This window comes from Burkholderia sp. COPS (genome assembly GCF_019425585.1).
Taxonomy (GTDB): Bacteria; Pseudomonadota; Gammaproteobacteria; order Burkholderiales; family Burkholderiaceae; genus Burkholderia; species Burkholderia cepacia.
Genome location: NZ_WIXR01000059.1, coordinates 82778 through 94768, shown reverse-complemented (window position 1 = coordinate 94768; position 11991 = coordinate 82778). Strand labels below are relative to the sequence as shown.

General features: G+C 70.6%; 8 protein-coding genes and 1 pseudogene. 8 read left to right on the top strand and 1 reads right to left on the bottom strand.

Annotated elements, in window-relative coordinates; genetic code table 11:
* On the top strand, positions 1–405 hold the full coding sequence (locus tag FOZ70_RS33920; RefSeq protein WP_060156544.1) for a hypothetical protein: 405 nt from the start codon (positions 1–3) through the stop codon (positions 403–405).
* Between the two features lie 178 nt (positions 406–583).
* Here the strand turns inward: FOZ70_RS33920 and FOZ70_RS33915 are convergent, their stop codons facing one another.
* Positions 584–826 (bottom strand): DUF6566 family protein, encoded by a 243-nt coding sequence (locus tag FOZ70_RS33915; RefSeq protein ID WP_021161537.1) that lies wholly within the window; start codon positions 824–826, stop codon positions 584–586.
* Positions 827–1026: 200 nt separating this feature from the next.
* Between FOZ70_RS33915 and FOZ70_RS33910 the strand changes: the two genes are divergently transcribed.
* The 7 genes and pseudogenes from FOZ70_RS33910 to glgB all read left to right on the top strand — a co-directional run bounded on the left by FOZ70_RS33910 (position 1027) and on the right by glgB (position 11961).
* On the top strand, positions 1027–1722 hold the full coding sequence (locus FOZ70_RS33910; protein ID WP_059492710.1) for an MgtC/SapB family protein: 696 nt from the start codon (positions 1027–1029) through the stop codon (positions 1720–1722).
* On the top strand, positions 1719–2057 hold the full coding sequence (locus FOZ70_RS33905; RefSeq protein WP_060147878.1) for a hypothetical protein: 339 nt from the start codon (positions 1719–1721) through the stop codon (positions 2055–2057). Before FOZ70_RS33910 ends, FOZ70_RS33905 begins: the two co-directional genes overlap by 4 nt.
* A gap of 37 nt (positions 2058–2094) precedes the next feature.
* A pseudogene (locus FOZ70_RS38555) lies at positions 2095–2408 on the top strand (endonuclease); the annotation flags it as partial.
* The gene (locus tag FOZ70_RS33900; protein WP_219707647.1) at positions 2312–2800 is read left to right on the top strand and encodes a phage protein NinX family protein; all 489 of its coding nucleotides are present in this window, start codon (positions 2312–2314) and stop codon (positions 2798–2800) included. The pseudogene FOZ70_RS38555 and the gene FOZ70_RS33900, both read left to right, overlap by 97 nt.
* A gap of 154 nt (positions 2801–2954) precedes the next feature.
* On the top strand, positions 2955–6344 hold the full coding sequence (locus FOZ70_RS33895; protein WP_219707646.1) for a maltotransferase domain-containing protein: 3390 nt from the start codon (positions 2955–2957) through the stop codon (positions 6342–6344).
* Positions 6344–9757 carry a maltose alpha-D-glucosyltransferase gene (gene treS / locus FOZ70_RS33890; protein ID WP_219707674.1) on the top strand — a complete coding sequence of 1138 codons (3414 nt, stop codon included), beginning with the start codon at positions 6344–6346 and terminating at the stop codon, positions 9755–9757. Before FOZ70_RS33895 ends, treS begins: the two co-directional genes overlap by 1 nt.
* Positions 9754–11961, top strand: a complete 2208-nt coding sequence (gene glgB / locus FOZ70_RS33885; RefSeq protein ID WP_219707645.1) for a 1,4-alpha-glucan branching protein GlgB — start codon at positions 9754–9756, stop codon at positions 11959–11961. The genes treS and glgB overlap by 4 nt, the downstream gene beginning before the upstream one ends.
* The last annotated feature ends 30 nt before the right edge of the window (positions 11962–11991 follow it).

The following is an 11991-nucleotide window of genomic DNA, read 5'->3' as shown; positions in this document are numbered from 1 at the left end:
GTGATCGCGCTCGTTTTGGCGCTGGCGATTCCGTCTCTTACATTGCGGAAATCATACGAGGGTTGCGAAAGCTATACTCGGGCTCTTAACGGAGGAACGAAAGAGTTCGGTGGCGAGAAATACAGAATCGAGCTATGTGGGGCACGTCGCTCGTTTGGCGACGGCGACGAAATTCGGCTCCAAGTGATAGGGCCGGCAGGGGATGTGCTGGCGGAGCGGTATTTCGCGGTGCGCACGATTAACGATGCGGCCCCTCGGGAACTAGAGTACGGCGACGACAATATTTTCTACTACGACCAATCGAAGTCGTCTCCGTTGCGCTTCGTCGCCATGCCGCCTTCCAGGATGGACGGGTGGACGGCGCGAATACCTTTGCTGCAACGACTGATCGCGTCATTTTCATGACGAGCAGCATGCGATCGTCAGGACTCGCGTCGATCCAGCAGCGCTGCAAGGACGACCGCACGTCTCGATCGGGGTCGTAGCGGTAAACATAAAGGGCGCGCGCGGATCGCTCACCGGTTCCTTCCACGCGGGCCTCGCATGCAACGATGATCACCCGTCACCGCAACCGCCAAGCCGGTCAATCGTCATCCACCCGCTTGTCGATCAGGTACCGACCCCGTTCGACGCCCGCGCGCAGCGCCTCGACCTCGGTCAGCCACTCGGGGCCGGCCGGCTCCGGCACGATCAGCTCGACGCGTGCGCCGCCGACATATATCTGAACCTCGTCGCGCCAAGCGCCGCGTTCGTCGCGCCGGGCCCAGACGAGGATTTCGTGGCCGCGATACGGGTCGCGAACCTGTGCGTCCTGTTGATGTTGCATGGTGGCCTCCTGTCCTTATCTGCGATTCCGATGCAAAAAATGCGCGCCGCATGACCGCCGCGCGCGCCGCGAACCTTGTGCGCACGCGCCGTGCCCGGCCGGCACGCGGCTTGCGTCCCGTTGCGTATCGACCGTATCGACCGTATCGACAGTCTTGACCGCTCCGGGCCGCCTCGCGCGGGCCGCAAGGATTTCCCATCATGATCGGCCACCTCGAACTTCTCGGACGCCTGCTGCTGGCCGCGCTGCTCGGCAGCGTGATAGGGCTCGAACGCGAACGCCTGAACTGGGCCGCCGGGCTGCGCACGCACATGCTCGTGTGCGTAGGCTCTGCGCTCGTGATGCTGGTGTCGACGTTCGGCTTCGAAGACGTGCGCGGGCAAAACGGCGTCGTGCTCGACCCGTCGCGGGTCGCCGCGCAGGTGGTGTCGGGCATCGGCTTTCTCGGCGCGGGCTCGATCCTGCTGCGCGGCGAAGTCGTGCGCGGGCTGACGACCGCCGCGAGCCTGTGGGCCGTGGCCGGTGTCGGCCTTGCCACGGGCGGCGGCATGTACATGGCGTCGATCGGCGCGACGGCGATCGTGCTCGCGATCCTCGCGGGCGTGAAACCGCTCGAGCGCCGCTTCATCGCGCAGCGCCAGCAACGCACGCTGCGGCTCGTGGCCGAACGCGGCGGCCTGACGCTCGGCACGCTGCACGAAGCGCTCGGCCCCGGCCGGGTGCGCGTGAAGCGGTTCATCGTCCAGCAGTCGGACGACGATCCCGGCACCGACGACATTTCGGTTTCGTTCTCGCGCACCAGCGGACCGGAATTTGCCGCCATCTGCGAAACGCTGCAAAGCATCGCCTGCGTACGGACCTGTCAACCCGATACCGCGTCAAGGAGCTTCGCGTGACCCGCACCGACCTGCTCTCCCATCTCGTGTCGTGCCAGCTCGCCGCGCGCATGCGGTCAGGCGCATGGCTCCCGACCCGCCAGCTCGTGGGCGCGCAGCGCGCATGGCTCGCGAGCCATCGCGCCGAATGCGGATGGCTCGAGCGGATCAAGATCGCGGACGCGTCGACGACGATCGCGCAAGGCATCTACGACATCGCGGTCGCGCACGGCGATCCGGCCAGCGGCGAACGCGTGCGGCTCGACGCGGATTCGCCGGAACTGCAGGCGCTGCGCGCACGCTGCGACGCGCTGCTGCAGCATATCGACGGCGACCGGGACGTCGACGCGCAATGATCGTTCGGGATCACGCGACACGCGCCGACGCGACGGCCGACGGCCGACAGCGCCCCGCACGTTCCCGACCCTGTGCCCGGTGTTCTCGCTGCCCCGGATCCGGATCCATCCGGGCGAGCTGCTGGTCGACGCGGCCGTGCGTCGCGGCACGCATTCGACCACTATCTATCCACTGATCGCCCGCATACGTGCGACGCCCGCGACGGGCACGTCGCTTGCGCGGTGAGCCGGTTTCGACCGGACGGAGCTCACCCATGCGAACCGACGCCCTCGACGGACAGGCACTCGACTACTGGTGCGCCCGCGCGCTCTGCGCGGACGACGAAGACACGCTGCGCTTCACCGCCGTGACGCCGACCGTCGTCGTGACGGCCGCCTGCGACGCGTTCCGGCACCTGGATGCCCCGTTCACGCCATCGACATCGTGGGCCGACGCCGGCGCGGTGCTCGACCGCGTCGACGGTCTGCGGATCACCCGCCACGGCGACGACGTCGAATGCGACGCCACCTTCGCCGACGGCCCGTCGACCTGCGGCGCGCACGCCCGCGATGCACGCGTGGCGCTGCTGCGCGCGTTCGTGCGTGCGCGCTTCGGCGACGAGATCGACCCGCCGCCGCCGTTCGCGCACCGGATCGAACACGGCGCCGTGGTGCGCTACGCCCCCGGCGTGCCGCTGCCCGACGCGGACGACGATCGCGGCACCGGCGACAGCACGGATATCCGCTCGATACCGCGCATGTAAGTGCATGCATGTACCCGGCGTTCATGTAAAAACGACAGTCCCGGCACCGGCCGGCTTCCTGCACACGCGTTGCCCGGCGGGACACCGCCCGGCGGGCACGCGCGTTGCGGCACACCGGCGTTATCGACTGCCGCCATCCGCTCCGCGCCACGCCATGGACTCCACGCCGACCTTCGCCCCGCACCTCTATTTCTGCGACGCCCGCCTCGTCGGGCCGCTCGACGCATGGCCGCAGACATTCGCGCACATCGCGGGCATGGGCTTCGATCACGTGCTGGTCGGCGGCTTCTGGGCCGCGAGCGTCGCCGGCTTTCCGCGTCACGTGGCCGATTTCCGGCGTCCGGCCCAATCGTTCGCGACACGTGCGAGCGCACTCGAAACCTTCTCGCGACTCGCCCAGCTCGCCCAGGGCCACGGGCTGCGCCTGCTGCTCGAAGTCGTGCCCGACCGCATCGCGCGCGACAACCCGCTGCGCGCCGAACATCCGGACTGGTACGTCGAGCGCACGCACGACGACGCGCTGATCGATCCGCGCGGCACCGCGCACGCGCTGGACCTCGCCCACGCGAACCTCGGGAGCGACGCGGTGCGCGACGCGCTGGCAGCCTGGTGGTGCGCGCACCTCTGCGCATTCGCCGATGCGGGTGCCGCCGGCTTCCTGGTCGACGCGCCGCATCATCTGCCGGCCGACTGGTGGCCCGGCTGGCGCGCGGCGCTGCGCCGGGCGCGCCCGGACGTCGCGGTGCTCGCGGGCGTGCCCGGCCATGCGCGGGACGCGCTCGCACAGCTCGAGGGCACCGGGTTCGACGCGGTGTTTTCATCGGTACGCTGGTGGGACCTGCGCGCACCGTGGTTCGTCGACGAACACCGGCTGCTGCGGCGCATCGGCTCGCCGATCGCGTTTCCCGACGCGTTCGACGGCGCGCGCCTCGCCGACGACTGGCCCGACGCGCCGGACGACACCGTCGCCCGCGCCTATCGCCGCGCGCTGTGGACGGCCGCGGCCGTCGGCACCGGCTGGCTCGTGCCGATGGGCTTCGAACGCGGCGTCACGGTGCCGCTGATGGCGCGCGACGCCGATGCGGCGCGCTACCGCGCCGCGTTCGAGCGCGCGCGCTTCGACCTGTCGGGCGCGATCGCCGATGCGAACGCGTGGCGCCGCGCCACGCCCGTCGCGGCCGCGCGCGGCGAAATCGTGCAGCTGAGCGCGCCCGGCGCGGCGGCGACCACGCTGCTGCGCGGCATCGGGCCGTCGCTCGAACACGATGAAGCCGCGCTGCTGATCGCCCTGAATCCCGATCTCGACGCGGCGGCAACGGTCGACCCCGCGACGATCCTGCCCGGCGTGCCGGGCGGCTTCACGCGCGTCGTCACGCACGACGGTACGCGAGCCACCCCGCCGGCCGCGCTGGAACCGTTCACGCTCGAACCCGGCGCCTACGCGCTGCTGCATGCGTGGCCGGCACCGCCCGCCACGACACGCGCCGACGCCGCGAGCGAGCGCGGCGCGTTGTCCGCCGCGCTCGCGGCCGACCGGATCGCGATCGAGCACGTCGAGCCGTCGGTCGACGGCGGCCGCTTCGCGGTCAAGCGCGTGATCGGCGAGACGCTCGTCGTCCATGCATCGATCTTCACCGACGGACACGCGCATCTCGCGGCCGCGCTGCAGTGGCGCGCCGCCTGCGACGACGACTGGCGCGAAATCCCGTTCGAAGCCGAACCGAACGACGGCTGGCACGCACGCGTCACGCTCGACCGGCTCGGCCGCCACGAGTTTCGCGTGATCGCGTGGCGCGACGACTGGGCGTCGCTCGTGGACGACGTCGCGAAGAAAAACGCGGCCGGCCAGGACGTGACGCTCGAACTGCGCGAAGCGCAGCTGCTGCTCGCGACCGCGCTCAGGCTCGCCGATCCGCTCGATGCGCGCGCGCTCACGCGGATGGAACAGCTGGCCGCCGGGTTCAAGGACGCGCCGGCCGACGCGCGGCTCGCGCAACTCGGCGCGGCGCCGCTCGCCGATGCGTTCGCGGCGCTGCGCTACCGTCCGTTCGTCACGCATACGACGCCCTTCCCGGTCGACGTCGAGCGCCGCGCGGCGCGTTTCTCGAGCTGGTACGAGATGTTTCCGCGCTCGGCGAGCGACGACCCGGACCGGCACGGCACGTTCGACGACGTGATCGCGCACCTGCCGCGCATCCGCGACATGGGTTTCGACGTGCTGTATTTCCCGCCGATCCACCCGATCGGCACGACCGCGCGCAAGGGGCGCAACAACAGCCTGACGGCCGGCCCCGACGACGTCGGCAGCCCGTATGCGATCGGCTCGCCGGACGGCGGCCACACGGCCGTGCATCCGCAGCTCGGCACGCTCGAATCGTTCCGCGCGCTGGTCGACGCCGCGCGCGGTCACGGGCTCGAGATCGCGCTCGATTTCGCGATCCAGTGCTCGCCCGACCATCCGTGGCTCGCCGCGCATCCGGGCTGGTTCGCGTGGCGGCCCGACGGCTCGCTGCGCTTCGCGGAGAATCCGCCGAAGCGCTACCAGGACATCGTGAACCCCGATTTCTACGCGCCCGATGCGTTGCCCGACCTGTGGCTCGCGCTGCGCGACGCAATACTGTTCTGGGTCGACGCGGGCGTGCGGATCTTCCGCGTCGACAACCCGCACACGAAGCCGCTGCCGTTCTGGGCGTGGATGATCGCCGACGTGCGCGGCCGGCATCCGGACGTCGTGTTCCTGTCCGAGGCGTTCACGCGGCCGGGGATGATGTATCGCCTCGCGAAAGTCGGCTTCTCGCAGTCGTACACGTACTTCACGTGGCGCGAGTCGAAGCGCGAATTCATCGACTACCTGACCGAGCTGACGGTCGGCCCCGCGCGCGAGTTCTTCCGCCCGAACTTCTTCGTCAACACGCCCGACATCAACCCGCGCCACCTGCAGAACGCGCCGCGCACGCAGTTCGTGATCCGCGCGGCGCTCGCGGCGACGCTGGCCGGATCGTGGGGCATGTACTCGGGTTTCGAGCTCGGCGAATCGGCGCCGCTGCCGGACAGCGAGGAATACGCGGACGCGGAGAAGTACGAGCTGCGCGCGCGCGACTGGCGCCGCGCCGCGCACATCGGCGCCGAGATCGCGCGGCTGAACCGCGCGCGACGCGCTCACCCGGCCCTGCAGACGCACCTCGGCATCACGTTCGCCGACGCGGACAACGACGCGGTGCTCGTGTTCGTGAAGGCGACGCCGGCGTTCGACAGCGTGGTCGCCGTCGCGATCAGCACCGACCCGTGGCATCCGCAGGTCGCGAACTTCACGCTCGACGCATCGCTGTGGCGCGGTTTCGGGCTCGTCGACGGCGAACCGCTCGACGCGCTCGAACAGGACGCCACGCACGCGGAAACCTGGCGCGGGCACCGCCAGTACGTCTCGCTCGATCCGCACGTGCGGCCGTATGCGATCTGGCGGCTCACGCCGTCTCCAGGCGCCGCGCGGGCGGCGGCGCGCGAACCGGGCGACGCCCGGCCCATTCCGGGAGCCCATGGATGATGAAACGCGAAGATTCCCTCGACGACGTACGCCGCGCACAGTTCCCGTCGCTCGAGCCGGCCGGCACGCCGCGCCGGCGCCGCGCGCGCCGCCGCGCGCCGGCCCTCTGTGCGGACGATCCGCTGTGGTACAAGGACGCGATCATCTACCAGGTGCACGTGAAGTCGTTCTACGACTCGAACAACGACGGCATCGGCGATTTCCCCGGCCTGATCGCGAAGCTCGACTACATCGCCGAACTCGGCGTCGACACGATCTGGCTGCTGCCGTTCTACCCGTCGCCGCGCCGCGACGACGGCTACGACATCTCCGACTACCGCGACGTGCATCCCGACTACGGCACGCTCGCCGACGTGCGGCGCTTCATCCGCGAAGCCCATGCGCGCGGCATCCGCGTGATCACCGAGCTGGTGATCAACCACACGTCGGACCAGCATCCGTGGTTTCAGCGCGCGCGCCGCGCGAAACCGGGCTCGAATCACCGCGACTACTACGTGTGGTCCGACACCGACACGAAATACGCGGGCACGCGGATCATCTTCCTCGATACGGAAACGTCGAACTGGACCCACGACCCGCTCGCCGGCCAGTACTACTGGCACCGCTTCTATTCGCACCAGCCCGACCTGAACTTCGACAACCCGGCCGTCGTGCGCGAGGTGCTGCAGGTGATGCGTTTCTGGCTCGACCTCGGCATCGACGGGCTGCGGCTCGACGCGGTGCCGTATCTGGTCGAACGCGAAGGCACGAACAACGAGAACCTGCCCGAGACGCACGCGATCCTGAAGCAGATCCGCGCGACGATCGACGCCGAGTACCCGAACCGGATGCTGCTCGCCGAGGCCAACCAGTGGCCGGAAGACGTGCAGGAGTATTTCGGCGACGAGAACGAATGCCACATGGCGTTCCACTTCCCGCTGATGCCGCGCATCTACATGTCGATCGCGAGCGAGGACCGTTTCCCGATCGTCGACATCATGCGGCAGACGCCGGCGCTCGCGCCGAGCAACCAGTGGGCCGTGTTCCTGCGCAACCACGACGAACTGACGCTCGAGATGGTCACCGACTCCGAGCGCGACCTGCTGTGGCAGACCTACGCGAGCGACCGGCGCGCGCGGCTGAACCTCGGCATCCGGCGCCGGCTCGCGCCGCTGATGGAACGCGACCGGCGCCGCATCGAGCTGATCAACTCGCTGCTGCTGTCGATGCCCGGCACGCCGGTGATCTATTACGGCGACGAACTCGGGATGGGCGACAACATCCATCTCGGCGACCGCGACGGCGTGCGCACGCCGATGCAGTGGTCGTCGGACCGCAACGGCGGCTTCTCGCGCGCCGACCCCGAACTGCTCGTCTTGCCGCCGGTGATGGGCTCGCTGTACGGCTATGACGCGATCAACGTCGAGGCGCAGACGCGCGACCCGCATTCGCTGCTGAACTGGACGCGCCGCATCCTCGCGACGCGCCGCGCGTCGCAGGCGTTCGGGCGCGGCACGATCCGCTTCCTGCGCCCGGATAACCGCAAGGTGCTCGCGTACCTGCGCGAGCTGGACGGCCACGATCCGGTGCTGTGCGTCGCGAACCTGTCGCGCGCGTCGCAGGCCGTCGAACTCGACCTGTCCGGGTTCGCGGGCCGCGTACCGATCGAGATGACGTCGGATTCCCCGTTTCCGCCGATCGGCCAGCTCCCGTATCTCCTCACCTTCCCGCCGTACGGCTTCCTGTGGTTCGTGCTCGCCGAACACGGCCGCGAGCCGTCGTGGCGGCAGCCGCACGCGGAAGCGCTGCCCGAATACGTGACGCTCGTGATGCGGCGCGGCGAGGCGCGGCCGAACCTCGAGCAGCTGCACACGCTCGCGCACGATGCGCTGCCGTCGTGGCTCGCGCGGCGGCGCTGGTTCGCGTCGAAGGACCGCACGATCGGCGAAGCCCGGCTGAACGTCGTCACGCCGGTGCCGGGCGAGCCGTTCGAGTATGCGGAGGCCTGGGTCGAATCGGGCGCGCAGCACGACGTCGAACGCTACGTCGTGCCGCTCGCGGCCGCATGGGGCGGCGAGACCTCGCAGCCGCTGTTCACGCAGCTCGCGCTCGCGCGCGTGCGGCGCGGCCACACGATCGGCTACCTGACCGACGCGTTCGCGCTGCCGGCGTTCGCACGCGGGATGCTGCGCAAGCTGCGCGACGGCGCCGTGGTGCCGACCTCCGACGGCGGCCGCCTCGTGTTCCTGCCGGAGGACGCGCTCGCCGCGCTCGACCCCGGCGACGACGCCGAAGTGCGCTGGCTCGCGGCCGAGCAGAGCAACAGCTCGCTCGTGATCGGCGACGCGATCGTGCTGAAGCTGGTGCGCAAGGTCGCGCACGGCGTGCATCCGGAAGCGGAAATGAGCCGCTACCTGACGCGGATCGGCTACCCGAACACCGCGACGCTCGCCGGCGAAGTCGTGCACGTCGACCCGGACGGCACGCCGCATACGGTCGCGATCCTGCAGCGTTATGCGGACAACCAGGGCGACGCGTGGACGCGCTCGTTCGACTTCCTGCGCCGCGCGGTGGACGAGCTCGCGCTGCCGGCCGCGGACAACGACGAAACCGACGACGCCGACGAGGAACCCGAAGCGCTGCTCGGCTACGCGGCGTTCGCGGGCATCATCGGCACGCGGCTCGGCCAGTTGCACGTCGCGCTCGCGCAGCCGTCCGACGACCCCGCGTTCGCGCCGGAGCGGGCGACGCCCGGCCATGTCGACGGCTGGTGCGCAGACGCGATCGCGTCGTTCGAGCGCGCGCTCGACGTGCTGCACACGCGGCTCGAAGCGCTCGATCCCGCGATGCGCGCGGCGGCCGACACGCTGCTCGCGTCGCGCGACGCGGCCGTGCGGGCGCTCGGCGAACTCGTGCCGCGCACGCTCGACGCGCAATGCATGCGGATTCACGGCGATTTCCATCTGGGGCAGGTGCTCGACGTGCAGGGCGACGCGCTGCTGATCGACTTCGAAGGCGAGCCAGCGCGCCCGCTCGAGCGCCGCCGCGCGAAGTCGCATCCGCTGCGCGACGTGGCGGGCCTGCTGCGCTCGCTGTCGTATGTGAGCGCGACCGCGCAGTTCGCGATCGAGAAGGCGCCGCCGCAGGCGGCCGGCCGCAAGCGTGCGCTGTTCGACCGCTTCGGGCAGGCTGCCGCCGACCGTTTCGTCGACTGCTATCGCGCGGCCGCCGACCTCGCGCCCGCGCGCTTCGTCGATCCGCGCTACGCCGACCGCTTGCTCGCGCTGTTCCTGATCGACAAGGCGTCGTACGAGCTGTGCTACGAAGCGGCGAACCGCCCCGACTGGCTGGGCGTGCCGGTCGGCGGGCTCGCGACGCTGGTCGAACGGCTGCTCGACGACGGCGGCGCATCCGACGACGGAGGCACGCGATGACCGATACGCTGTTCGAACGATCCGACATCGACGCGCTGCTCGCCGGACGTCATCCCGATCCGTTCGCGTGTCTCGGCCCGCACGGGCAGACCGGCCGCACCGTCGTACGCGCGCTGCTGCCCGGCGCGACCGGCGTGCACGTGCTGTCGCCCGACGGCGACGAACTCGGCACGCTCGCCTGCGTCGATCGCGCCGGCTGCTTCGCGGGCACGATCGCGCGCAACGGCGGCGCCCCGCACTACCTGCTCGCGGTCGACTGGCCGGACGCGCGGCAGGTGATCGACGATGCGTACGCGTTCGGCACGCTGCTCGACGACGCAACGCTCGCGCGCCTGTCGGCCGGCGACCCGGCCGCGGTGCTCGACTGCCTCGGCGCGACGCCCCTGCGCATCGACGACACCGACGGCGTGCGCTTCGCGGTCTGGGCGCCGAACGCGCAGCGCGTGTCGGTGGTCGGCGATTTCAACGCATGGGACGGCCGCCGCCATCCGATGCGGCTGCGGCAGCCGTCGGGCGTGTGGGAACTGTTCGTGCCGGGCATCGGCGCGGGCGAGCGCTACAAGTACGAACTGCGCGCGGCCGACGGGCGCGTGCTGCCGCACAAGGCCGATCCGTGCGCGCGCGCGACCGAGGCGCCGCCGCGCACGGCGTCGGTCGTCGCCGACGTCGCCGCGCTCGACGCGTTCGCGTGGCACGACGACGGCTGGATGCACGCGCGGCCGCGTGCCGACCGCTACCGCGTGCCGTGGTCGATCTACGAGGTGCACGCGGAATCGTGGCAACGCGTGCCCGACGAGATGAACCGCAGCGCGACGTGGGACGAACTCGCCGAGCGGCTGATTCCGTACGTGAAGGGGATGGGCTTCACGCACGTCGAGTTCATGCCGATCGCCGAGTACCCGTTCGGCGGGTCGTGGGGCTACCAGCCGCTCGCGCAGTTCGCGCCGTCCGCGCGCTTCGGGCCGGTCGACGGTTTCGCGCGGTTCGTCGACCGCGCGCATGCGGCCGGCATCGGCGTGCTCGTCGACTGGGTCCCCGCGCATTTCCCCGACGATCCGCATGGCCTTGCGCAGTTCGACGGCACGGCGCTGTACGAGCACGCCGACCCGCGCGAAGGCCTGCATCCCGACTGGCACACCTGCGTGTTCAACGTCGGCCGTACGGAAGTCGGCGCGTTCCTCGCCGCGTCGGCGCTCGCGTGGGCGCGCCGGTATCACGTCGACGGCATCCGCGTCGACGCGGTCGCGTCGATGCTCTACCGCGACTACTCGCGCAAGGAAGGCGAATGGGTGCCGAACGTGCACGGCGGCCGCGAGAACCTCGAATCGGTCGCGTTCCTGCGCATGCTGAACGACACGCTGCACGGTGCGGCCGCGCCGGCCGGTGTCGTCACCGTCGCGGAGGAATCGACCGCGTGGCCGGGCGTCACTGCGCCGACCGGCGACGGCGGCCTCGGCTTCGACTTCAAGTGGAACATGGGGTGGATGCACGACACGCTCGCGTACCTGCGCGAAGACCCGGTGCACCGCCGCTATCACCACGACCGGATGACGTTCGGGCTCGTGTACGCGTTCTCCGAGCGCTTCGTGCTGCCGCTGTCGCACGACGAGGTCGTGCACGGCAAGGGCTCGCTCGTCGCGAAGATGCCGGGCGACGCATGGCAGCGGCTCGCGACGCTGCGCGCGTACTTCGGCTTCATGTGGGCGCATCCCGGCAAGAAGCTGCTGTTCATGGGCAGCGAATTCGCGCAATGGGCCGAGTTCGCGCACGACGCGACGCCGCACTGGGACCTGCTCGACGCGCCCGCGCATCGCGGCGTGCAGCGGCTCGTGCGCGACCTGAACCGCACCTATGCGGCGGAACCGGCACTGCATGCGCTCGACTGCCACGCGGCCGGCTTCTCCTGGCTGATCGGCGACGACCGCGACAACAGCGTGTTCGCGTTCGCGCGCCGCGACGACGCCGGGCACCTCGTGGTCGCCGTCTGCAACTTCACGCCGGTGCCGCGCGCGGCCTACCGCATCGGCCTGCCCGCCCCCGGGCAGTGGCGCGAGCTGCTGAACACCGACGCCGCCCCGTACGGCGGCACCAACGCCGGCAACGACGGCGCCGTGTGGGCCGAGGCCGTGCCCGCGCACGGCGAGGCGTGGTCGGCACTGCTGCGCCTTCCGCCGCTCGCGACACTGTGGCTGACCCCCGCCTGATTACCCGCGCCCTCGACACGGAGATCCGCC